Origin of the sequence: Streptomyces sp. NPDC006512 (genome assembly GCF_040611935.1) — a bacterium.
Classification (GTDB): Bacteria; Actinomycetota; Actinomycetes; order Streptomycetales; family Streptomycetaceae; genus Streptomyces.
Map to the genome: position 1 here is coordinate 23,639 of NZ_JBEXPG010000072.1, position 21,465 is coordinate 45,103.

General features: G+C 71.7%; 23 protein-coding genes. 7 read left to right on the forward strand and 16 right to left on the reverse strand.

Annotation, left to right across the window (positions count from 1 at the left end; translation table 11 throughout):
* Nucleotides 1-79: 79 nt before the first annotated feature.
* From ABZZ17_RS34455 to ABZZ17_RS34465, 3 genes are all read right to left on the reverse strand, one after another.
* Complete coding sequence (locus ABZZ17_RS34455) at nucleotides 80-1,003, reverse strand: ACP S-malonyltransferase (protein ID WP_356882255.1); 924 nt, start codon at nucleotides 1,001-1,003, stop codon at nucleotides 80-82.
* Between the two features lie 289 nt (nucleotides 1,004-1,292).
* A complete protein-coding gene (locus tag ABZZ17_RS34460) occupies nucleotides 1,293-2,081 on the reverse strand; it encodes a LuxR family transcriptional regulator (protein WP_356882257.1) in 789 nt (262 codons plus the stop codon).
* A 100-nt stretch (nucleotides 2,082-2,181) separates the two neighbouring features.
* Nucleotides 2,182-2,976 carry a DNA-binding response regulator gene (locus tag ABZZ17_RS34465; RefSeq protein WP_356882259.1) on the reverse strand — a complete coding sequence of 265 codons (795 nt, stop codon included), beginning with the start codon at nucleotides 2,974-2,976 and terminating at the stop codon, nucleotides 2,182-2,184.
* Between the two features lie 791 nt (nucleotides 2,977-3,767).
* Between ABZZ17_RS34465 and ABZZ17_RS34470 the strand changes: the two genes are divergently transcribed.
* From ABZZ17_RS34470 to ABZZ17_RS34485, 4 genes are all read left to right on the forward strand, one after another.
* Nucleotides 3,768-4,376, forward strand: a complete 609-nt coding sequence (locus ABZZ17_RS34470) for a 4'-phosphopantetheinyl transferase superfamily protein (RefSeq protein WP_356882261.1) — start codon at nucleotides 3,768-3,770, stop codon at nucleotides 4,374-4,376.
* A 154-nt stretch (nucleotides 4,377-4,530) separates the two neighbouring features.
* A complete protein-coding gene (locus ABZZ17_RS34475; RefSeq protein ID WP_356882263.1) occupies nucleotides 4,531-7,368 on the forward strand; it encodes a non-ribosomal peptide synthetase in 2,838 nt (945 codons plus the stop codon).
* Nucleotides 7,365-8,294: an NAD(P)-dependent oxidoreductase gene (locus ABZZ17_RS34480; protein ID WP_356882265.1), complete on the forward strand. Its 930-nt coding sequence runs from the start codon at nucleotides 7,365-7,367 to the stop codon at nucleotides 8,292-8,294. Before ABZZ17_RS34475 ends, ABZZ17_RS34480 begins: the two co-directional genes overlap by 4 nt.
* 57 nt (nucleotides 8,295-8,351) lie before the next feature.
* Nucleotides 8,352-8,771, forward strand: a complete 420-nt coding sequence (locus ABZZ17_RS34485; protein WP_356882267.1) for a nuclear transport factor 2 family protein — start codon at nucleotides 8,352-8,354, stop codon at nucleotides 8,769-8,771.
* A 75-nt stretch (nucleotides 8,772-8,846) separates the two neighbouring features.
* Here ABZZ17_RS34485 and ABZZ17_RS34490 read toward each other — a convergent pair whose 3' ends face one another.
* The 11 genes from ABZZ17_RS34490 to ABZZ17_RS34540 all read right to left on the reverse strand — a co-directional run bounded on the left by ABZZ17_RS34490 (nucleotide 8,847) and on the right by ABZZ17_RS34540 (nucleotide 17,002).
* On the reverse strand, nucleotides 8,847-9,005 hold the full coding sequence (locus ABZZ17_RS34490) for a hypothetical protein (RefSeq protein ID WP_356882269.1): 159 nt from the start codon (nucleotides 9,003-9,005) through the stop codon (nucleotides 8,847-8,849).
* 35 nt (nucleotides 9,006-9,040) lie between these two features.
* On the reverse strand, nucleotides 9,041-9,463 hold the full coding sequence (locus ABZZ17_RS34495; RefSeq protein ID WP_356882271.1) for a hypothetical protein: 423 nt from the start codon (nucleotides 9,461-9,463) through the stop codon (nucleotides 9,041-9,043).
* Entirely contained in the window at nucleotides 9,463-10,917 is a 1,455-nt protein-coding gene (locus ABZZ17_RS34500; RefSeq protein WP_356882273.1) for an NAD(P)/FAD-dependent oxidoreductase, read from the reverse strand. Before ABZZ17_RS34500 ends, ABZZ17_RS34495 begins: the two co-directional genes overlap by 1 nt.
* A complete protein-coding gene (locus tag ABZZ17_RS34505; RefSeq protein ID WP_356882275.1) occupies nucleotides 10,914-12,629 on the reverse strand; it encodes an ABC transporter ATP-binding protein in 1,716 nt (571 codons plus the stop codon). Before ABZZ17_RS34505 ends, ABZZ17_RS34500 begins: the two co-directional genes overlap by 4 nt.
* Nucleotides 12,626-13,354 carry a class I SAM-dependent methyltransferase gene (locus tag ABZZ17_RS34510; RefSeq protein ID WP_356882277.1) on the reverse strand — a complete coding sequence of 243 codons (729 nt, stop codon included), beginning with the start codon at nucleotides 13,352-13,354 and terminating at the stop codon, nucleotides 12,626-12,628. Before ABZZ17_RS34510 ends, ABZZ17_RS34505 begins: the two co-directional genes overlap by 4 nt.
* Entirely contained in the window at nucleotides 13,351-13,896 is a 546-nt protein-coding gene (locus tag ABZZ17_RS34515; protein ID WP_356882279.1) for a hypothetical protein, read from the reverse strand. The genes ABZZ17_RS34510 and ABZZ17_RS34515 overlap by 4 nt, the downstream gene beginning before the upstream one ends.
* A complete protein-coding gene (locus tag ABZZ17_RS34520; RefSeq protein ID WP_356882281.1) occupies nucleotides 13,893-14,912 on the reverse strand; it encodes an alpha/beta fold hydrolase in 1,020 nt (339 codons plus the stop codon). The genes ABZZ17_RS34515 and ABZZ17_RS34520 overlap by 4 nt, the downstream gene beginning before the upstream one ends.
* Nucleotides 14,909-15,745 carry a hypothetical protein gene (locus ABZZ17_RS34525; RefSeq protein WP_356882283.1) on the reverse strand — a complete coding sequence of 279 codons (837 nt, stop codon included), beginning with the start codon at nucleotides 15,743-15,745 and terminating at the stop codon, nucleotides 14,909-14,911. Before ABZZ17_RS34525 ends, ABZZ17_RS34520 begins: the two co-directional genes overlap by 4 nt.
* Before the next feature lie 84 nt (nucleotides 15,746-15,829).
* Nucleotides 15,830-16,009 (reverse strand): hypothetical protein, encoded by a 180-nt coding sequence (locus ABZZ17_RS34530; protein ID WP_356882285.1) that lies wholly within the window; start codon nucleotides 16,007-16,009, stop codon nucleotides 15,830-15,832.
* A 169-nt stretch (nucleotides 16,010-16,178) separates the two neighbouring features.
* Nucleotides 16,179-16,379: a hypothetical protein gene (locus ABZZ17_RS34535; RefSeq protein WP_356882287.1), complete on the reverse strand. Its 201-nt coding sequence runs from the start codon at nucleotides 16,377-16,379 to the stop codon at nucleotides 16,179-16,181.
* 443 nt (nucleotides 16,380-16,822) lie between these two features.
* Nucleotides 16,823-17,002 (reverse strand): hypothetical protein, encoded by a 180-nt coding sequence (locus ABZZ17_RS34540; protein WP_356882289.1) that lies wholly within the window; start codon nucleotides 17,000-17,002, stop codon nucleotides 16,823-16,825.
* Nucleotides 17,003-17,295: 293 nt separating this feature from the next.
* Between ABZZ17_RS34540 and ABZZ17_RS34545 the strand changes: the two genes are divergently transcribed.
* Complete coding sequence (locus ABZZ17_RS34545; protein ID WP_356882291.1) at nucleotides 17,296-18,297, forward strand: ABC transporter ATP-binding protein; 1,002 nt, start codon at nucleotides 17,296-17,298, stop codon at nucleotides 18,295-18,297.
* Nucleotides 18,294-19,058: an ABC transporter permease gene (locus tag ABZZ17_RS34550; protein WP_356882293.1), complete on the forward strand. Its 765-nt coding sequence runs from the start codon at nucleotides 18,294-18,296 to the stop codon at nucleotides 19,056-19,058. The genes ABZZ17_RS34545 and ABZZ17_RS34550 overlap by 4 nt, the downstream gene beginning before the upstream one ends.
* A 43-nt stretch (nucleotides 19,059-19,101) precedes the next feature.
* Here the strand turns inward: ABZZ17_RS34550 and ABZZ17_RS34555 are convergent, their stop codons facing one another.
* Nucleotides 19,102-19,821, reverse strand: a complete 720-nt coding sequence (locus ABZZ17_RS34555) for a hypothetical protein (protein ID WP_356882295.1) — start codon at nucleotides 19,819-19,821, stop codon at nucleotides 19,102-19,104.
* Between the two features lie 112 nt (nucleotides 19,822-19,933).
* Here ABZZ17_RS34555 and ABZZ17_RS34560 point away from each other — a divergent pair, with 112 nt between their 5' ends.
* Nucleotides 19,934-20,152 carry a hypothetical protein gene (locus tag ABZZ17_RS34560; protein ID WP_356882297.1) on the forward strand — a complete coding sequence of 73 codons (219 nt, stop codon included), beginning with the start codon at nucleotides 19,934-19,936 and terminating at the stop codon, nucleotides 20,150-20,152.
* A gap of 18 nt (nucleotides 20,153-20,170) precedes the next feature.
* Here ABZZ17_RS34560 and ABZZ17_RS34565 read toward each other — a convergent pair whose 3' ends face one another.
* Nucleotides 20,171-21,310, reverse strand: a complete 1,140-nt coding sequence (locus ABZZ17_RS34565) for a serine hydrolase domain-containing protein (RefSeq protein WP_356882299.1) — start codon at nucleotides 21,308-21,310, stop codon at nucleotides 20,171-20,173.
* Between the last annotated feature and the right edge of the window lie 155 nt (nucleotides 21,311-21,465).

The following is a 21,465-nucleotide window of genomic DNA, read 5'->3' on the forward strand; positions in this document are numbered from 1 at the left end:
GGGTGGTCTCCTTGTGCGCAGCGCGCGGTGGGCGTGCGGTGGCGTGGGGCGGGGCGGCGGACGTGGTCCGGGAGCGGCTTCAGGCCAGGGCCCCGGGGCTGTCCAGGGACACGGCCTCGACGTCCGGGGCGATCCTGCGGATCAGGCCGGCGAGGGTCCGCCCGGGGCCGATCTCGATCAGGCGGCGGCAGCCGAGCGGTCCGACGAGGGTGTGTACGGACGGCTCCCACAGCACCGGGGAGGTGAGCTGGCGGGTGGCCCGCCCGGCCCAGTCGCCGCCGGTGTGGGCGCGGGCGTCGACGTTGGCGACCACCGGCAGGTGTGCCGGGGCGAAGGCGGTGCGTTCCAGGGCGGCGCGCAGGCGCTGGGCGGCGGGGGCCATGAACGGGCTGTGGAAGGCGCCGCCGACCACCGGACGGATCATCTTGGCGCCGATCGAGGGCGCCTCGGCCTCGATCCGGTCGATGCCGTCGGCGGAGCCGGCGACGACCGTCTGGCCGGGTGCGTTGACGTTGGCGACCCACACCTCGTGGCCGGCCGTACGGAGCTGCTCGGCAAGGCCGGTGACGGCCTCCAGCGGGGCCGCGACCAGGACTCCCATGGTGCCGGGGCGTTGCTCGGCGGCCTCCCGCATCGCCCGGCCGCGGGCGGCGACCAGTCCGGCGGCCGCGGCGGCCGGAAGGGCTCCCGCGACGGTCAGGGCGGCGTACTCGCCGAGGCTGTGCCCGGCGCAGGCCACCACCCGCTGCCCCTCGAAGGCGCCGCGGCGCACGGCCTCGGCGTGGGCGACGAGGGTGAGCGTGAAGACGGTCAGCTGGGCCAGGTCGGTGCGCCGCAGCTGCTCGCCGGGGGTGTCGAGGAGCAGCCGGGGCAGGTCCTCCCCGGTGACGTCGGACACCTCTTCGGTGATCTTCCACGAGGGGGTGTCCCGCCAGACGGCGCCCATTCCCTCTTTCTGGGTTCCCTGTCCCGGGAACACGAGGCCTACCGACATCCGGTCCATTGATCCGCCTTCCGCGCCGTACACCGCGTCGTCCGCCTGGGGCCGCGGGGATCCGTCGTGGCCGCTGCCGCGGCCGGCGGATCCCCGCGCGCCGGGTGGCATGCAGGACGGGGGGCTCTCCATGCCACCGGGAAGGGGCCGAGGGCTCACCGGGAGCTCGGATCCCCGTCCCGGCGCCATACAACTGGCGGCGCCCGGCGGGCGGCAACGGAGGTTTCAGGAAGCTGCCAGCGACCGGCCCGGACGCCGGCCGGAAGCGGTGCCGGCGGCAGCGGTGGGCAGGGCGGTGTCAGGCGCGGCCGCCACGGGCAGGGGCGTCGGGCGCGGCGGGCAGCATGCCCAGGGCGGCGGCCCGGACCCCGGCCTGGAAGCGGGACTGGGCGCCGAGCAGCGCCATGATCTCGGCGACGTGCCGGCGGTAGGTGCGCACCGAGACGGTGAGTTCGCGGGCGGCCACCTCGTCGGTGACCCCGGCGCGCAGCGCGCCGAGGATCTGCCGGGCCAGGACGGCCCGGTCGCGGTCTCCGAAGACGATGCGTTCACCGGCGGGCACGGCGTTGCGCCAGATGCTCTCGAAGAGCGTGCCGAGGGTGTGCAGGACCTCCGGCGCACGGATCATCGAGGCCCGCATGCCGGCCGCCGACTCGGCCATCACCAGCGCGCTGCTCCCGTCGACCAGCAGGGCCTGGAGCGGCGGGACCCGGGCGACCCGGATCGCCACGGGCCGTTCCAGCGCGAGCTGTTCGCGGACGAAGTCCTCGTCCACCATGGCCGGGCTGGTCAGCAGCCGGACCGAGACGCCGTCGGCGGTCGAGTAGATCAGATTGCGCTCGGACCGCCCCCGGCGGGCCTGTTCCTCCTGCGCGCCGGGCGGCCGCGCGTCGACGATGTCGATCGTTCGCACGGCTCCCCGGATGAGGTTCGCCGCGGTGTCCAGGACGGGTGCGTAGCCCCCGTCCACCTCGGCGATCTGCTGCTCCCGGATGCTGCGGTCCCGGTGGATGGCCACCGTTGACTCGATCAGGGCCCGTACTTCCAGAAGCGCTCGTTCCAGCTCGTCCTCGGTCGCGTCCGACACGTGGCACTCACCATCCCCGTTGGTGTTCATGTGTTGCTGCGCGGCCCCGATTGGTCGATCGGCGCCACGCGATCCCCGTTGAAGCCGGCTCGCGGCCGTGTCATTCCGAGAGCAGCCCCAGTTCCACCGCACGCACGCCCGCCTGGAAGCGGGAGCTGGCACCGAGTTCGCGCATGATCTCGGCTACGTGGCGTCGGTAGGTGCGCAGGGACACGTTGAGGTCGCGGGAGGCCGCCTCGTCGGTGAATCCGTCGCGCAGCCTCTCCAGGATCCGGCGGGTGAGGTCGCCGCGTATCTTCGGGCTCAGCGTGAGGTGGTCCTCCAGCCTGCGGCCGCGCGACCAGGCTCCGGCGAAGAGGAGTTCCAGGGCTCGTACCGCCGCGGCGTCGTTGACCAGGGTCGCCTGCCCGTTGGCACTGTCGGATGCCGCCCGCACCAGTGCGGAGGAGCCGTCGACCACCACGATGTCGCGCAGCTCCGCTTCGCACACCCGCACCTCCAGGCGGACGCCGGGCGCCCTGGACGGCAGGGCCGGCGAGCGGTCGGCCACTTCGGGCGCGCACAGCAGGCGCACCACGAGTCCGGATTCCAGCGTGGTCAGCGCCTTCCGGGCTATGTGCTGGAACGCATCGCTGCCCGTGACCGCGACGCAGACCGAGTGCCGGGCACGGCGGACGAGTTCCTCGACGGCGTCGCCGAGCACCGCGACGTCGGTGTGTGGGGCGGCGGGAGCCGGAGCCGGCCGCTTGCGGTGGAGCGACACGGTGGACTCGATGAGCGCGCGGGCCTGTAACAGGGTGCGCTCCACATGGGCGGCGTGGTCGGACGGCTCTGCTTCCGGAAGCTCCTCCCGCATCTCTTCCCCGTGAGTGGACTCGATGGCGGCACCTGTCATTGCATCCCCCTTGCTCGACCGGTGGTTGGATGAATGCTCTTCAGCCCCTCCGCAAAATAGATGCGTGCTCAACTATTTCATCAAGCAAATATCATAGCGAGTCTCAAGCAGCATTCGAGGTCAGACACTAGTTCGCCGAATCGGGGCTGGTCAACAATTCCCGAGGCGGCCACAGAGGTCACGGATTGCCTGGCCAGCGGGTTCCGACGGGGTTTCCGACGGACCGGGCCACGAGGGACGTCCGGGGCGCCGGGACGCCCGGCGGCGAGCCCGGCACGGGCCCCCTCGAACACCCCGCCGCCGCGACGGAGACGCGTACGGAACGACCTGACCCTCCGATCACGCCCGCATAACACCACCTGGTGAACAGTCACTTACCGGCGAGCGCAAGGCGACACGTGAAGAAGTGCCACACAATCCTTTCAATTCGCCCACTCGTACGACGCTTTCCAGCTGCGATGGCAGCAACCTGCACCCACTCCCCGGAATGCAAAACTGCCACTTCCGTTTGCATCACGGGGTGCTCCCCCTCCCTCACGATGCGTGGCGACGGTGTCCGCTTCTGGCCAACTCACCCCGGCTCAAGCGTCCCTCAGGCGGGGTTCAAGCCTACGGTGACCTCTGTGACCACACGCCACACGGGGACGGAACAGATCACATATGCGCCATTTTCGGAGACCTCCGACACAGTCGTCCGGTGGTGGCCGGTACCGGTCGGCACGTACCGGAGTGAGGACCTCGCCCTTCTCGACGACGGGGAAACGGGCCGCGCCGAAACGATGAAATCGGCGGTGGCGCGGGCCGAGTTCGTCACCTGCCGCGCGGCGGTCAAACGGGCTCTTTCCGAGGCGCTCGGCGTGTCGGCCACCGGAATTTCCCTCGGCCGCGACGCCTGTCCCGGATGCGGCAGCGAGGAACACGGACCGCCCGTGGTGCGGATCCCCGCCACGACCTGGCAGTTCAGCGTCACCCACACCGCCGGCCTGGGGATGGTGGCCCTCTCGCCCTTCCGGGTGGGCGTCGACGTCGAGCGCGTCCGCCCACTCGATGCCGACCGGTTCGACTCGGCCGTGCTCACCCGGGCCGAACGGCGGGCCGTGTACGCCCTGCCCGAAGGCGGCCCCCGCGCCCTGGCCTTCCTGCGCTGCTGGACGCGCAAGGAGGCCGTGCTCAAGGCCGTAGGGATCGGCATCGCCACCGATCTGACCGCTGTGGACACCGGCCCCGGCGGCCTCGCGCCCGGCACCGGCCACCCCGTCGGCAGCGCTCTCGTCGACACGTCACCCCTCGGATTCCCCGCCCTGTGGCGAGCCCACGGCGTGGCCGTGCCCGACGGCTGGGTGGCCTCCCTCGCCCTGCCCGCGGCCGCCGGCGGACCGCACTCCGTCCGGCGCCTGTGAGCCCGGCCGGCCGGGCGCCATCCACGTCCTTCATCCCATTGCGCACGCACGCCCCGTCCCGGCGTGCCGCGAGGCCAGGAGACAGACGACCGTGCTTTCCGCCCAGCCCTCGAACACCCCTCACCCACCTGTCACCCCACCGACCGCCACGCCCGTGCCCCTCACCCCGCCGGCCACCCTCACCGACCTGCTGCTGACCGCCGCCGAACGGCACCCGGACTCCGGCCTGCGCCACTGCCACGGCGCCGCCCACCTCGGGTACGAGGACCAGCGCTACCCCGAACTCCTGGACCGGGCCCGCCGGATCCTCACCGGTCTGCGGTCCCGGGGACTGCGCCCCCGGGACCGGATCGTCATCGCCCTGGACCGTGCGCAGGACTTCCTGCCGACGTTCTGGGCGGCCGTGCTCGGCGGTTTCCTGCCCTGCCCCATGGCGGCTCCGGCCGGTGACCCCGAGGCCTTCGCCGGGCGGCTGCGCCACGTGGGCGCCCTGCTCGGCGAGCCGCTCACCATCACCACCGGCGCCTTCGCCGACCGGCTGCCGGCGGCCGGGGGGCCGCCGGTGGCCCGGCTGGAGGAACTCGACGGGCTGGAGCCCGCCGGAGAGCCGCACCGGGCCGCACCCGGTGACACGGCCGTGCTGATGCTGACCTCCGGCTCCAGCGGCGCCCCCAAGGCGGTCATGCTCAGCCACGCCGCCCTGCTCGCCTCCATGGCCGCGAAGAACGGCCACCAGCGGCTCACCGCCGCCGACACCACCTTGAACTGGGTCTCCTTCGACCACGTGGCCGCCCTCCTGGAGTGCCACCTGCTGCCGCTGTCCACGGGCAGCCGCCAGGTCCACGCGCCGGCCGCGGCGGTGCTCGACGACCCGCTGGAGTTCCTCCGCCTGATCGACCGGCACGGGGTGACGATGACGTTCGCCCCCAACTTCCTCCTGGGGCTGGTGGCTTCGGCGGCGGGCCGGCTCGCCGACGCGCGGGAGAGCCTCGACCTCGGGCGGCTGCGGCACGTCATCAGCGGCGGTGAGGCCGTGGTCGTCTCCACCGGCGAAACGTTCCTCCGTGTCCTCGCCCCGTACGGACTGGCCCCCGACGCCCTGTGGCCCGCCTTCGGGATGACCGAGACCTGCGCGGGCAGCGTCTATTCCCGGGGCGAGTTCCCCGAGGCCGACCGCGGCGCGGAGTTCGCCCGCCTCGGCACCCCCGTCACGGGGCTGCGGACGCGGATCGTGGACGAGGCGGGGCGGGTACTGCCCGGGGGCCGGACCGGCGAGCTCCAGCTCCGCGGCCCGATGCTGACCTCCGGCTACTTCAACGACCCGCGGGCGACCGCCGAGGCCTTCACCGCCGACGGCTGGTTCCGCAGCGGCGACCTGGGCCGGATCGACGACGGCCGGCTGACCCTGGTCGGGCGCAGCAAGGACAGCGTCATCGTCAACGGCGTCAGCTACTTCAGCCACGACATCGAGGCCGTGCTCGAACGGCTCGACGGTGTGACCCCCACGCAGGTCGCGGCCTTCCCCACGCGCCCGCCCGGCAGCGACACCGAGCAGCTCGTGATCGCCTTCACCCCCGACCTGCCCGCCGGCGACGAGGCGGCCCTGCACGGGGTGATGACGGCCGTCCGCAACACGGTGGTGATGCACTGGGGGTTCCGGCCGGCTCTGGTGCTGCCCCTGCCCGCCTCGGAGTTCCCGAAGACCAGCCTCGGCAAGATCCAGCGTTCACAGATGCGCCGCGTCCTGGAATCGGGTGCCTACGAGGAACAGCGGCGCGCCGCGGCCGGCCTCCGGCAGCGCATGCTCGGCGGCCACACCCCGCCCGAGGGGCCCGTGGAGCGGGCGATCGCGGAGATCTACGCCGAGCTGTTCGGTGTGGACCCGGCCGCGATCAGCGCCACGGCGAGCTTCTTCGACCTGGGCGGCACCTCGCTCGACATCCTGCGGCTGCGGGCCAAGGTGGCGCAGCGGCTGGGCGTCACCGGGATGGCGGTCGTCACCGTCCTGACCGCTCCCACGGTGCGCGCGCTGGCCGCCCGCGTGGCGGGCCGCGCCCGCACCGGCACGGACGTCGACACCGCGCCCGGACCCCGCCCGTACGACCCGGTCGTGCCGTTGCAGACCTCCGGCACCAAGACGCCCCTGTTCTGCGTCCACCCGGGTGTCGGCGAGGTGCTGGTCTTCGTCGGGCTCGCCACCTACTTCGCCGGTGACCGCCCCTTCTACGCCCTGCGCGCCCGTGGCTTCAACGACGGCGAGAAGCCCTTCGCCTCGTACGCGCAGATGGTCGACACCTACGTGGACGCCATCCGGGCCCGGCAGCCGCACGGCCCGTACGCCCTGGCCGGCTACTCGTACGGCGCATCGGTGGCCTTCGAGATCGCCAAGGTCCTGGAGTCCGAGGGGGAACGGGTCGACTTCGTCGGCAGCTTCAACCTCCCTCCGCACATCAAGTACCGGATGGAGAAACTGGACTTCACCGAGACCGCCACCCATCTGGCGGCCTTCCTCGACCTCATCGACAAGGAGCGGGCGGCCCTGCTCCCGGCCACCCTCCGCGGGCTGCCCCGGGAGACGCAGGTGGCCCGCCTGGTCGGACTCGCGCCCGCCGGGCGGCTCGCCGAACTCGACCTGGACGAGGCCAGGTTCGCGGCCTGGGCGGAGGTCGCCGACGCGCTGACCGATCTGGGGCGCGGCTACGAGCCGACCGGGTCCGTGCGCTCGATGAGCGTCTTCCACGCGGAGCCGCTCCAGGGCACCCGGGAGGAGTGGCTGGAGCGGCAGCTGCGCCGCTGGGACGAGCACACCACGGAGCCCAACCGGTACCTGGAGGTGCCGGGCGAGCACCACACCCTGATGGGCGCGCGCCACGTGGCGGCCTTCCAGGGGATCCTGCGCCGGGAGCTGGACCGCTGCCTGGCCGCCTCGGACGCCGGGCGGGCTGCCGCCGGCGCCGTACACACGACCGGTCTCGGGGGAGAGAAGAAGTGACGAAGGGCAAGAAGATCCTGATCACCGGCGGCACCGGGCAGGTCGCACGGCCGGTGGCCCGGGCGCTGGCCGCGGACAACGAGGTCTGGTGCATCGGCCGGTTCGGCGACCCGGCCGTCGAGCGCGAGCTGGCCGGCGCGGGGGTCACCACCTGGCGCTGGGACATGGCCGACACCTCGGACCGCGCCTTCAAGGGGCTGCCCGAGGACTTCACGCACGTGCTGCACTCGGCCGTGGACCGCGGGGAGGACGGCGACTTCAACCGCAGCACGGAGGTCAACACGGTGGCCACCGGCCGCCTGATGAGCCACTGCCGCACTGCCGAATCGTTCCTGTACGTCTCCACGGGCGCCCTGTACGCCCGCCGGACGCTGGAGCACGCCTACGCCGAGGACGACCCGGTGGACGCGTCCGCCGACTGGCTGCCCGCCTACCCGGCGGGCAAGCTCGCCACCGAGGGCGTGGTCCGCGCGTTCGCCCGGGTGCTGGGCCTGCCCACCACCATCGCCCGCCTCAACATCGCCTACGGGCCCGGCGGCAGCTACGGCGGCGTGCCGATGCTGTACTTCCGGCAGATGCTGGCCGGGGCACCGGTCGCGGTGCCCCTGGAGGGCCAGAACTGGTGCTCGCTCCTCTACACCGACGACCTCGTCGCGCAGGTCCCGCACCTGTGGCGGGCCGCCTCGGTCCCCTCGACGCTGGTCAACTGGGGCGGCGACGAGGCGGTCGGCGTCACCGACCTGCTCCGCCACATCGAGTCGCTGACCGGTGTCGAGGCGCGGCTCGCGCCGAGCGCGGTCACCCGGGAGACGTACCGGTTCGACCCCGCGCTGCGCCTGCGGCTCACCGGGCCCTGCCGGACCGGCTGGCGGGACGGGATCGAACGCACCCTGCGCGCCCTGTACCCGCAGCAGATCCATCGCTGATCCATCGCGGTTCCATCGCGGTTCTTCTCGCATCGACACAACGGGGGATACGAAGACATGACGACCATGACACCAGGCACGACCGACGCGAACCTCGCCCTCGTCCGGCGCGCCTACCGCGCCTTCCACGACCGCGACGTGGCCGCGCTGCTGCGCACCCTGGATCCCCAGGTGGAGTGGGTGCACCCGCACGGAATGGCCGAGTACGGCCTCGGCGGCACCAAGCACGGCCACGCGGGGGTCCGAGAGTTCCTCTCCCGGGTGCCCGCGGTCCTGGGCGGGATGCGGCTGGAGCCCCAGGAGTTCGTGGCCTCCGGCAACCGGATCGTGGTGTTCGGCGTCCGCCAGGTCACCTCGGTCCGCGGCACGACGCGGACCCTGCCCTTCGTCCATTCCTGGACCCTGCGGGACGGGGTCGCGGTACGGATGGAGGACGCCTTCGACACGGTGGTCTTCCAGGACCTGATCGAGAGCTGAGCCGGGCCGGTCGCGGGCCGGTCCGCCGCCCGGGCGTGGGCCCGGGCGGCGGACCGGTGGACCGGGGGCCGGGGGTCAGTTCGGGGTGACCTCGCGGCGGAGTTCGACCAGCGCGCGCAGGGCCGCGCTGTACATGTGGATGCTCTTCTCGTTGTGGGCGTTGACGGCCGTCGAGACCTCGCGGAAGGTCTTGGCGATGACCTCGTCGAGGTCGTTGACGTCGATTCCGTTCATGGCTGTGTCTCCTGTCGTGGTGGGGGGTGGGGTGGTCAGCCGATGGGCCAGTGGGTGAGGCTCGCCCACTCGGCACAGTCGGTGGCCTTCTCCGTGCCCTTGCAGACCGTCACGTAGGCGGTGGTGGTGGGCATGTAGGACCCGCGGACGGTGACGTCGACGGTGCCGTCGCCGCACACCTGGGCCTGCTTGCGGGCGGGCATGGGGGCGAAGTCGAACTGGAAGCGGGTCCACACCGAGGAGCAGCCCTCGCCGGTGTGGGAGAGCTTTCCGTCGACCTGGAGCTGCAGCACTCCGGTGGCGCTGCGCGCGAGGCGCCGGTCGCCCTCGGCCTTGCCCGTTCCGTGGGTGACGGACCAGGGGATCCCGCCGCCGGCCGCGGAGGCGGGGGCGGCGGCGGTGATGAGGGCGGTGGCCGCGGCGGCCGCCACGGCCCAGGTACGGGTACGGGTACGCATCAGTGGTTTTCCTTTCGGAGGGGGGCCAGGTCGGGTGTGTCCAGGCCGTGGTGACGCTTCAGGGCGCTCCGGGCCGCCAGGTATCCGCACATGCCGTGCACGGAGGGCCCGGGCGGGGTGGACGACGAGCACAGGTACACGCCCTTCAGGGGGGTCGAGTACGGGTCCGGGCGCGCCGTGGGGCGGGCGAGGGACTGGCGCAGGGTCATGGCCCCGGAGGCGATGTCCCCGCCCACGTAGTTGGGGTTGTAGACCTCGTACCGGGCGGCCGGCAGGCCCCGCGAGGCGATGATCGTGTCGGTGAAGCCGGGGGCGTACGCCTCGATGCGCCGCCGGATCAGGTCGACGGGGTCCCGGGTGTCCCCGTGGGGGACGTGGGCGTACGCCCAGACCGGGCGTTTGTCGCCCGCGGTCCGGGACGGGTCGGTGACGGCCGGGTCGACGACCAGCGTGAAGGGGTCGTCGACGGGCGATCCGGCCACCGTGGCGTTCTCCTGCCGGATGATGTCGGCGCGGGTGCCGCCGAGGTGCACGGTGCCCGCCCGGCCCACGAGCGGGTTGGTCCACGGGACGGGACCGCTGACCAGGAAGTCGGCCTTCGCCGCCCCCGGGCCGTAGCGGAAGCGGCCCAGCGCCCGCCGGTAGCGGGCGGGCAGCCGGTGTCCGCCGATCGCCAGGAACTCCTTCGGGCTGACGTCGAGGAGGACCAGCGGGACGTCACCGAGCTCGGCCAGGTCCCGGACGTGGTGTCCGGTGTGGAAGACGCCCCCGTGCGCGGTGATGTCGGCGGCCATCGCGTCGGCGATGCGGGCGCTGCCGCCCTCCGGTAGCGGCCAGCCGGTGCTGTGCGCGGTGTGGGCCAGCAGCATCGCGACGGCCGAGGAAGCGAGCGAGGGGAGCTTGCCGACCGCGTGCGCGGCCACTCCGGCCAGGAGCGCCCGGGCTTCCTCGGTGGCGAACGGACTGCGGGAGGTGGCGTGGGCCAGGACGCGGGGCAGGAGCAGCAGCGGCGCGGTGACGTCCCGGGGCAGGGAGCGCTGGTTGGACAGGAGCAGGTCGACGACGGCGCGGGAGCGGCCGGCGAGGGGTCCCATGAGACGGGCCCAGCGGGGGCCGTCCGCTCCCAGGTGCTCGGCGGTGCGGGCGATGCTGCGCCAGGCGGCGGCCGCGCGGCCGTCCGGCAGGGGGTGGGCGTAGGGAACGTCCGGCTGCAGCAGCCGCACCCCGCGCGCGCTCAGGTCGAAGGCGCGGAAGAACGCGGACGCGGCGGCCATCGGGTGGACGGCCGAGCAGATGTCGTGCGGGACGTCCCGGTCGAACAGCGGCTCGGTGCGCAGACCGCCGCCGATGGTGTCGGCCTTCTCGAACAGGGAGACGCTCAGACCGGCCCGGGCGAGGGTGACGGCGGCGGCGAGGCCGTTGGGGCCGGTGCCCACGATCGCGGCGTCGGTCACGAGGCGGCTCCGGCGGGGGCGAGCTGCTGACTGGCCAGGCGCCGGTAGGTGGTGTCGCGGTCCATCAGCTCGGCGTGGGTGCCGGCGGCGCGCAGGGCTCCGTCCTCCATGACGAGGATGCGGTCGGCGCCGATGGTGGTGGAGATGCGGTGCGCGATGGTGAGCACCTGGCAGCGGGCGCCGATGGTGGCGATCGCGTCGCGCAGCGCCGTCTCGGAGTCGGAGTCGAGGTTCGAGGTGGCCTCGTCGAGCAGCAGCACGTCGGGCCGGGTCAGCAGGGCGCGGGCGATGGCCAGGCGCTGGCGCTGGCCACCGGACAGGCCGGTGCCGCCCTCGCCGAGCTTGGTGTCCAGTCCGTCGGGCAGGGCGTCGACGACCGAGGTGAGGTGCGCCGCCTCGACGGCCTGCGCGATCTCGTCGGGCGTGGCGTCGGGGTGGGCGTACACGAGGTTCTCCCGCACGGTGCCGCGCATGAGCGGGGCCTCCTGCTCGACCAGGCCGATGCGCGAGCGCAGTTCGGCCAGCGGCATGGAGGAGGCGTCGGCGCCCGACAGGAGGATCCTGCCGTGGTCGGGGTCGTGGAAGCGTTCGATGAGCTGGAACAGGGTCGTCTTGCCGGCACCGGACGGGCCGACGATCGCCGTGACGCCCGTGGCCGGCAGCGAGAAGGAGACGCCGGTCATGGCGGGGGCGGCGGCGTCCGGGTAGGAGAAGGAGACGTTCTCGAACGCGACCGCGGGAGCACCGCCGACGGTGGCGGAGCCTGCCTCGCCGGTCGTCTCCTGGTCGATGGCGGCCAGCTCGGTGACCCGGTCGATGGCGGCCCTGCCCTGCTGGAACTCGCCGAGGGACATGAACAGCATCACCAGCGGCGACACCAGGTAGAAGAGGTACATGATGAAGGCCGTGAGGTCTTCCACGGGCAGGGCCCCGGTGGCGGTGCGCGCCATGCCCCAGGCGATCACCACGGCGAGGGACACCTGCGTGCCCACGTTCATGGCGGGCATCAGCATCGCCGACAGCCGGGTCACCCGGATCCCGCTCAGACGTGCGGAGTCGGCCAGCTCCGCGAGGCGTTCGGCCTCGCGTCCCTCGGCGCGGGAGGCCTTGACCGTGGTCAGCGCGCCGAGGACCCGCAGCAGCCCGGAGCCGTAGTCGCTGGTGTCCTCCCGGTTGACCACGGCGGCCTTGCGGACGGCGCGGGCCAGCAGGAGGGCGATCACCGAGGCGGTGCCCAGGCAGCCCGCGGTGACCAGCAGCATCTTCCAGTCGATCCAGGCCATGACGACGATGCAGCCGAGGGTGGTGAACCCGGAGGTGATCATCTGGGCGACGGAGGACGACAGGGCGACGCGGGCGAGGGAGGTGTCGGCGAGGGTGCGGGTGAACACGTCGCCGTGTTCGAGCCGGTTGAACGCCTTGATCTGGGAGTGCAGCAGCCGGCCGGTGAGCGTGGTGCGCATGTCGAGGACGATGTTCTCCCCGGCGCGGCCGATCAGGTAGAAGTGCAGGGCGGCCAGCATCGCGTCCGCGGCGAACAGCGACGCGATCCAGATGATCGGCCACGCCACCGACTCGTCCGCCGCCACGGCTTCGATCAGGTCACCGATGACGAGCGGCTGTACGAGGGTCGCGACGGTGCCTGCCAGTCCGAGCAGGATGCCCGTGCCGAGCAGCAGCCGGTGGCGGCGGGCGATGACGGAAATGTTCACTGCGTGCCTTCGTTGAGGGCGGTGTACCAGTCGTACGGCTGGAAGCCTTCGGCCGGTGTCACGTGCTCGACGGTGAATCCGGCCTCGGCGAGGCAGGCTTCGACCTCGGCGCGCTCGATGAGGAGGATCTGTTCGGCGAACTCCACGGGCGGCGCGTCGTCCTCGTCGATGCGGGTGTGCATGGTGAGTACGTCGGCGTCGTCGAGGGTGACGGTGAACGTGGTGACGCCGCCGGCGCGGTGCGGCGTGGGCATCGTCAGGGTGTGCTGGGCCACGAGCGGCCGGTAGGTGCCGGTGGCGTAGTACTCCATCGACAGCGAGCCGCCCGGTTCGAGCACCTCGCGCACATGGGTGAGGGCGGCGACGAGCTCCTCGCGGGAGCGCACGCACGCCAGGGAACCCATGGTGGCGTAGGCGGCGTCGAACCGGCCGACGGGCGGCAGCGGCCGGCGGAAGTCGGCCTCCACGAGCCGTACGTTCGCGGGCACGGTCTTGGAGCGGAACTCGTCCAGCATCGGCCGGGAGTTGTCCACGCCGACCAGCTCGGCGGCGATCTCGGCGACGGGGAGGGCGATGCGGCCGGTGCCCACCCCGATCTCCAGCACGCGGGCGCCCGTGACGTGGGGGCGGAGCCGTTCCACGGCGTCCCGGCTGTCCATCGCGGGTGAGATGAACGAGTCGTAGACGGACGCCACCTCGGTGCCGTACTGGACGTCCTGGCTCACGGGTTCACTTCCTCGTAGTCGAAGACCATGTCGTACTTGGGGTCCTCGCTGTGGTCGTAGCCGGAGTAGCGCACGAGCATCACCTGGAACAGCGGGAAGCCGGGCTCCGGTGCGAGCCGCCGGCGCACGAAGTCGTTGACGAGGCGGTAGGCGGACTCCTTGGCCTCCCGGTGCAGGGGGGTCATGGCCCCCGGGTTGTTCAGGAGGGTGGAGGCCACGTCGAAGATCGCCTTCTCGATGCGGCGGCCGGGGAACCAGAAGGCGTGGACCAGCTTGCGGGGCGCGATGGAGTACACGTCGCGCCACTCGGTGTGCTCCGTCCGGTCCTCGTTGGCGAGCCGGTACAGGAAGTGCTGGTCGTCCACGGCCGGGTTGGGCGCGAAGAACCGCCAGTTCGGGATGAGGATCCCGGTGCCGGTCTTGTCCGCCTTGCGGACCTTGTCGTAGCTGCGGTCGGGGTGCTGGCTCAGCACCGACGCGATGAACCATCCGGCGAGGATCGCCGGGACCGCCTGTTCCATCCCGATCTTCGTCCTGCTCACGCCGCGTCCCCCTGCTCCTGCCGGTCGTCGGCGGTGAACCGGGCGGTGATCGCCGCCACCGCCTCCTCGATCGCCTTCGCGGTGACCGGGGTGTACTCGGTCCCGCCCGTGACGGACACGTGGGTGGAGCCCTCGATCGTGATGATCCGGCCGCCGTCGCCCGACGCGACGTAGTCGTCGTACAGGTCCTGGTGCTCGGGGATGTCGCGCATCGTCGACTCGGCGGCGACCACGGAGACGGGTATCCGCAGCTGGTCGAGCGGGCGGCCGCCGTCGAGCATGAAGGCGTAGGAGTAGTCCCACTCCCGCCGGGTGGCGCGCCAGGTGGAGGGCGCCGACGCTTCGAGGCGCAGCGTCCGGTAGTGGGGGCTGCCCTCGGCGAAGGCGAACATCCCCTTCTTGTCCAGCAGCAGTCCGCCTCCGAGCATCGCCGACCAGGTGCCCAGCTTCATGGTCAGGTTGGCGGCCCGGGACCCTTCGCGCTGCCTGCGCGAGTGGATCAGTTCGCGGGGGTGCGTGGGGTCGACGAGCACGAGCCCGTGCACCCGGTCGGGGGCGGTGGCCGCCGCGCGGTGGACGAGGTAGCCGCCGAGCGAGTGCCCGATCAGTACGCAGGGCCCGTCCTGGCCGACGGCCTCGGTGACGAGTTCCACGAGGTCGCCCGCGGACTCGTTCAGCGAGTAGTCCTCCGGGCAGCGGCGCAGCGAGCTGCGGTATCCGGCCCGGTCGTAGAGGACCAGCGAGATGGCGGGGTCGAGGTGGTCCGCGAGGAGGAGCCACGCGGCCGACGTGTTCATCAGCCCGGCCTCGCACACGAGCGTCGGACCGCCGGGCGCCCCGCGGCGCACGTGGTAGGTGAGGATGTTGCCGCTGCCGCACTGGAGGCGGCGGCGTTCGAAGCCGGCGTGGCGGCGGGTCCGGGAGCTGAGCTCGGCGTAGCCCTGGTGGACGACGCCGGCGGCGAGGCACGCGGCCAGGCCGACCGTGGTCAGCCGGGTGAACGTCGGGGAAGTCATGCCGCCCTCCCGGCGCCCTTGGCGAGTGCTCGTACGGACGGGTAGGTGGACACGAACGCCCAGGCGAAGCGGGACAGGCCCATGAAGCGGGCGTTGGCCAGGTGGAAGGCGCCCATCGCCAGCAGCCCGGCGTCGAGGTACTTGCCCTTCTTCAGGAGCAGCAGGGGGAACCCGCACTCCAGCGCGAGGACGGTGTGGCAGATGACGCGGGACGCGGCCGGGTACTTCTCCAGCCGGTTGAAGAACCACTCGTCGCCGTAGGTCTGCGTACGCATGATCTTGGCGAGGGCGTCGCCGGAGCGCCAGGTGTCGCCGGGGAGCTTGGCCCACCCGGAGGCACCGTAGGACAGGACGGTCTGGGCGCCGATGAACTGCACGGCGGCGTTGCGGGTGGCGTCCGTGCCGCCCGCCCTGCCGAGCGCGGCGGCGGTCTGCACCAGGAACGAGACCTGGTCGGAACCGTCGGTGCCGAACAGGTGCCGCGGATAGATGAGGATCTGGCTGCCCGCCAGGTAGGCGTTCGCGGCCATCCTCACCGCATTGTTCTTGACCGGCGAGATGAGCACGGCGGCTGCCAGGGCCCGGGAGCCGTGGATGGCCTGGGTGACGGGCTCGCGGGCGACGAAGTCCTTGACCGCTTGCACGGTCTTCGTCCTGGCGGGGACCTGCGACCTGGTGTGGGTCCAGTCGTTGAGGCCACCGGGTTCCCGGTCGGTCTTGCGGACGATGTATTCGAGGCTGGACAGCAGGTGGGTGGCGGCGGACAGCCGCTCGGCTGTGACGAGCGGCCGGGCGCACGCGGCTTCGGCCACTTGGCGCAGGCGTGTGAGCATGATCTATTCCTGATCGCTACGGGTGGAGCGAGCTGCGGGGGTGGGGAGCCTCGAACCGCTGGAGACTCCCCACCCCTCGCCCGGCTACTTCTGGCAGGCCTTGACCGCCGCACCGACGCCGGCGGCGGCGACGATGATGGCGGTCGCCTTGGCGCCGCCGACGAAGCCGAGCGTGAACGCGGCGGGGGTCGCCATCACGGGCGCGACCGGGCCGTCGACGTGCCGGCCGACACCCGCGTTGACCTTCTCGATGAGCACAGACATGGCACTTCCTCCAGCAATCTGATAAATGGGACAGTGCTCCGGTTCTGGCAGACACTTGGACTGTCTGCCAGAACCGGTTCGTCGGGACCGCGGCCGGCGGCGTGCCGTGGCTCGCCCTGCGCCCGGCTGGGGCGGTCCCTCCCTGATGTGGTGGTCAGGAACTCCGGTGTCAGCCGGTGGCGGTCTTGTACGCCACCGCGGCGGCGCCGGTCACCACCGCGCCACCGACGACGAAGCCGGCGGTCTTGGCGATCACGGGGGTGGCGAAGATGGCCGGAGTGGCCATGACCGGAGCGGCGGCACCGGCGGGGGCGCCCGCATTCAGAATCCCCTGAAGCGATGCGTTCGAGTTGACCTTCTGAGTAAGCACAGCTCTGTTCCTCTCGTTTTTTGTGATGTGGTGAGCCATTCACCATCCCGCCTTCACGATAATCAATGCAGGCGGGAATACTTTGGGATTCATTTACCGACGGCAGAATTCTCACCCGCGAAAGTGCACGCCAAATCGGCCCCGGGCGGATATGTTTTCAACGCCCGGCGGATGAATCGATTAACAAATGATCGGCCTGAACGCCATGAGGGCACGGGAATTCACCGCCGCGCGCAGCGGCGTCCCGGCGGGAGCCGGGCCGGGCCATGGGTGCAGGCAGTACGGAAGCGCGGGAAGGCAGGGCGTGCGGAGCGGCCCGCACACGCTTCGGCCACCGGCGCGGCCGCGCCCGGCGCGTCCGCCCGCGGGGCATGGTGGAAGCCGGGAGGGGCCCGAGAACCCGGGCGGTCTTCAGGATCGCCGGGTGGGCACCGCCCTCACCTTTACTTCTTCGCGGTCACGTACCCGACGGCGGTGGCAAGAGCGACCGCGGTGGCCTTGCCGGCACTCGGCGTGAAGATCAACGCGGGAGTGGCCATGACGGGCGCGACGGCACCCACCGGCGCGTTCGGACCCAGCGGGCCCGTGAGCGCGGCGTTCTTGTTTACCTTCTCCGTGAGCATGAAATTCCCCCTGTTTGGAAAACCCTTCAGCATCGAAGGCGGGCGGTCATTCCCACTCACTTCGTTGCTGGTTGCAAGTATATGAATGTCGAACGCGCCTTGATCAAGTGTTTGCCGAGTGATGACCGTCACATGGATCGATTTTCGCGGAATTTGAGGTTCACAGGTGGTAGTTCATTTTGGCGGAACTTGAGGTTCCGAATCGTCCGCCGGCATGACCCGGCGGCTGCTGGCACGCCGCGCGCGAGACATGAAAGGATCCATTCCGCTGCATTGCTCTAGAGGAGGGGCGCATGACCCAAGAAGAAACCAGTCACATTCAAGCCACCGATGTGTGGCGCCGTTATGGGCGGGGCAAGAACGCGTTCGACGCGGTGCGCGGTGTCAGCTTCAGCGTCGCCCCCGGCCAACTCTTCGCCCTGCTGGGCACGAACGGCGCGGGCAAGACCTCCACCGTCGAGCTCCTCGAGGGTCTCGCCGCCCCGCACCGCGGTCACGTCCGTCTGTTCGGACGACTGGATCCGGTCACCGACCGGGGCCGCATCCGGCCCCGTACCGGGGCGATGCTGCAAGAGGGCGGTTTCATATCCCACCTGACGGTGCGGGAGAGCGTGGAGATGTGGGCCCAGCTCGTCTCCCGGCCCCGCCCCGTCGCCCAGGCCCTCGACCTCGCCGGACTCTCCCACCGGGCCGGCGTGATGGTGCAGAACCTCTCCGGCGGCGAGAAGCGCCGCCTCGACCTGGCGATCGCGACGCTGTCACACCCCGAGGTGCTGTTCCTCGACGAACCCACGGCCGGCATGGACGCCGAGGGCCGCCGCGCCACCTGGCGGCTCGTCCGGGAGCTGCGGGAGCAGGGCACGACGATCCTGCTGACCACGCACTACCTCGAAGAAGCCGAGTCCCTCGCCGACCGGCTGGCCATCATGCACCGGGGGCGGATCGCCAGTACCGGAACCGTCTCGCAGATCGTCGCCGATCATCCGTCGACGCTGTCGTTCGGTCTCGCGGACGGGTGGAACGTGCACGACCTGCCCGTCAGCGGGACCGCGGAACAGCAGGACGGCCGGGTGACCGTCACGACGGACCGGCTGCAGAAGGACGCCGCCCGGCTCCTGGCCTGGGCCGAGGACAACGACGTCGTGCTGGACCGGTTCACGGCGCGCCCGGCTTCCCTGGAAGAGGCCTTCATCAGGATCGCCGGTACGCACGACGGCACCGACGACACCGACGACACCGGGGATGCCGGGGACGCCGGGGACGCACGGCACCGGCAGGAAGGGGAGGGCGCGTGAACGCTCCGGCCGTACGGCACATGAAGGCTCTGTTCCGCATCGAGTGGAAGCTGTTCAACCGGATCAAGGCGAACTACCTGTTCGTGGTGTTCGTACCGCTGATGATCCTCATGGCGATGCGGGCCGTGCACGACCAGTTGGACCTCGCCGAGTACGGACTGAACGCGGGACCGCTCATGGTGTCCACCGCCGCGGGGACCCTGCTGATCTTTTCCCTCTACTCGTCCGTCACCGGCCTGTACGTGGCCCGCAGGGAGGAGCTCGTCCTCAAGCGGCTGCGGACGGGAGAGGTGTCCGACCCGGTGATCCTCGCCGGCGGCGCGTCCATGTACGTGACGATCTCCGTGGTGCAGATCGTCGTGGTGACCACCGCGCTGTCGGTGATGTTCGGCGCGGCTCCCCGGGCCCCGCTCGCGGCGCTCGTCGGACTCGTCACCGGTGTCGCGCTGATGACGGCGATGGCGGCCGCGACCGCGGCGCTCTGCCGGACCGTCGAGTCCGTGATGGTCGCCACGCTCCCGGCCATCTTCATCCTGCCGATGATCTCCGGGGTCTACATCCCCCGCGAGGTGCTGCCCGACGCGCTGGGCGACGCCCTGCTGTTCGCGCCGCTGTCCTCGACGGTCGATCTGATCCGCTCGGGCTGGACGGCCGAACTGACGGTGGGCGCGTCGCTGGGCCGGGTCGCGCTGACGGTCGGATGGACGGCCCTGTTCGCGTGGATCGCGATCCGGAGGTTCCGCTGGGAGCCGCGTACGTAGCGCAGGGCCGCCGCCTCCCTCAGGGCGTCAGGTTGTCAGGGCGTCAGGGCGTGAGGGCGGCCGTGGCGAGGGTCCCCCGGAGGATCCGCTCACGCGGCAGGGAAAGACCGAAGAGGCGGCCCAGGATCTCGAACAGGGCGCGCCGCGTGCGCTCTTCGTCCTCCGCGCCGGCGTACCCTTCCCGGCCGCCGGCCGGCAGCCCTGCCCCGGCGATGGCCGCCGTCACCTCCGCGGCCACCGCCGGGTCCCCGTCGACGCCGTCGTATCCCCATGACCCGTCCAGGTGCAGGTTGAACGAGCAGGCGAGGTTCCCGTCGTGGTGGTACTCGAAGAACGGCGGCACGGGCTTGCCGTTGTCCTCCTCGAACACCACCTGGAAGACGTGCGCCCCGCCCTCCGAGGCCGGACCCAGCTCGCCGAACTCGCCCCACCACGGGCCGTACATGACCGCGAACGACAGTCCGGCGTGCTCGCCGTACCGCAGGAACACGTCTTCCTCGACCTCGAAGGCGTCCAGGTCCGCGAGCTCCTCGGCGGTGTGCTCGCCGGGCACCCTGTGGACGACGGCGGGCCCCGCCCAGCAGGCGGCCGCGGCGAGCCGCTCGACCAGCGCGTCCGGTGTCAGCCCGCGGGCCATCACCACGTTGTAGCCGCCGTAGGGGATCCAGCGGGGCGCCGCGAGCCAGGAGATCCCGGTCTCGGCGTCGCCGGAAGCGGTGTCCTGCGGGCGGTCCTGCGGGCGGTCCTGCGTGTGTTCGGTCACCCGGACATGATCCACGACCCCACTGACAGCCGGTGAAGGACCCGGGCCGAAGCGGCCGGACCGGCCCGGACGGGATCCGCATCCTGTGAGGCCCCGTGTCGTTGGGCGGGGCATGAAGAAGATCATCACGGGCGCCCTCGTGGCCGTCCTCACCGCCGTCTCCGCCGGCACGGCCGCCGCGGACGAGTACCACCGGGATTCGCACAACGCGCCGGTGGTGGCGCTGGTCAACACCGGGCAGATCGACGACCCGCTGGAGGACGTGCTGGAGCACACGCTGAACTTCGGCGGCGGCGGCAACGGCAACAGCAACAGCAGCACCCGGGACTGACCCGGCGCGGCCCCCCGGTCAGTCAGCGGCCGGGAAGTCCTCCGCGGTGTCGTCCGAGGGCCCGGCGCCGCCGCCGAACACCTCCTTGACGAGGCTTTGCGTTGCCTTCAGGAACGCCGCTCCCAGGGACAGGGCCGCGTCGTCGACGTAGTTGAGGGCGGCGGTCAGGGTCCTGGTGCCGTCGGGGGTGCTGTACATCAGTGCCGCGTTGCCCGCCATGCCGCCGTTGTGGGTGATGACGGTCCCGCCGTTCTCGCCCGTGTCCTGGACGAACACCCCCAGGCCGTAGCCGGCCTTGGGGTGCGGCGTGCACATCTCGGCCAGCAGCGGGGCCGGCAGGAGCCGGCCGCCCATCAGTGCGGCGATGAACGTGTGGAGGTCCCGGGGGGTCGAGATCATGTCGCCGCCGCTGGAGATCCAGGAGGGGTTCTGGCGGGTGACGTCGACCGTCTTCTCCTGCCCGGCCTCCTCGTACCGGAAGTAGCCGTGGGCGTACGGTTCGGGAACCTCCGGCTCGGTGGTCGGCGCCGTGGTGTCCGACAGCCCGAGGGGGCCGAGGATCCGGCGCTGCATCTCCTCGGCGACCGGGCGGCCGGTGACCTTCTCGATCAGCAGCCTGGCCAGTACGTAGTTGGTGTTGGAGTAGCTCCAGTCGGTCCCCGGCTCGAACCGCGCGGGCTTGGACAGCGCCAGTCGTACCAGCTCCTCCGGCCGGTAGGTCCTGAACCGGTTGTCCACCCACTCCCGGCCCGCGGTGGTGGCGGGGATCCCCGGCGCGAAGGTCCCGTCGTCGTAGTACTCGCCGGTGAAGTTGAACACCCCGCTGGTGTGCTGGAGCAGCATCCGTACGGTGATCCGCGGGTCCAGCCCGAACCCGGGGAGGTGGTCGGCCACCGGGGCGTCGAGGGTGACCGAGCCCTCGGCGACGAGTTGCAGCACCAGGGTCGCGGTGAAGGTCTTGGTGTTGCTGCCGATCCGGACGTGCCCGTTCGCCGGCGGCTTCGCGGTCTCGCCGCGCTTGCGCACCCCGGCGCTGCCGACCCATTCGCCCCGCTCGTCGTGCACGCGCAGGGTCACCCCGGTGAAACCGGACTCGACCATCTCCTCGATGACCTTCCGCAGTTCGGGGCGGTCCTGGCCGGTACGGGTGAGGGACATGGTGATGTGCTCCTTCGGGACGGTGGGGAAGTGCGACTGGGCCTGGGCGGTGTCTCGTTCAGAGGCTGCGGGCGGTGATGTCGCCGTAGGAGGTGGTCGCGTGGATGGTCAGGGCGGCGGTGGCGCCGTCGGTGTTGTTGAGGCTGTTGTTGATG

Coding starts and splice junctions, on each gene's coding strand:
- ABZZ17_RS34455 (WP_356882255.1), bottom strand. CDS start 1,003: ATGGACCGGATGTCGGTAGGCCTCGTGTTCCCGGGACAGGGAACCCAG.
- ABZZ17_RS34465 (WP_356882259.1), bottom strand. CDS start 2,976: ATGACAGGTGCCGCCATCGAGTCCACTCACGGGGAAGAGATGCGGGAG.
- ABZZ17_RS34485 (WP_356882267.1), top strand. CDS start 8,352: ATGACGACCATGACACCAGGCACGACCGACGCGAACCTCGCCCTCGTC.
- ABZZ17_RS34490 (WP_356882269.1), bottom strand. CDS start 9,005: ATGAACGGAATCGACGTCAACGACCTCGACGAGGTCATCGCCAAGACC.
- ABZZ17_RS34495 (WP_356882271.1), bottom strand. CDS start 9,463: ATGCGTACCCGTACCCGTACCTGGGCCGTGGCGGCCGCCGCGGCCACC.
- ABZZ17_RS34520 (WP_356882281.1), bottom strand. CDS start 14,912: ATGACTTCCCCGACGTTCACCCGGCTGACCACGGTCGGCCTGGCCGCG.
- ABZZ17_RS34525 (WP_356882283.1), bottom strand. CDS start 15,745: ATGCTCACACGCCTGCGCCAAGTGGCCGAAGCCGCGTGCGCCCGGCCG.
- ABZZ17_RS34530 (WP_356882285.1), bottom strand. CDS start 16,009: ATGTCTGTGCTCATCGAGAAGGTCAACGCGGGTGTCGGCCGGCACGTC.
- ABZZ17_RS34540 (WP_356882289.1), bottom strand. CDS start 17,002: ATGCTCACGGAGAAGGTAAACAAGAACGCCGCGCTCACGGGCCCGCTG.
- ABZZ17_RS34545 (WP_356882291.1), top strand. CDS start 17,296: ATGACCCAAGAAGAAACCAGTCACATTCAAGCCACCGATGTGTGGCGC.
- ABZZ17_RS34560 (WP_356882297.1), top strand. CDS start 19,934: ATGAAGAAGATCATCACGGGCGCCCTCGTGGCCGTCCTCACCGCCGTC.
- ABZZ17_RS34565 (WP_356882299.1), bottom strand. CDS start 21,310: ATGTCCCTCACCCGTACCGGCCAGGACCGCCCCGAACTGCGGAAGGTC.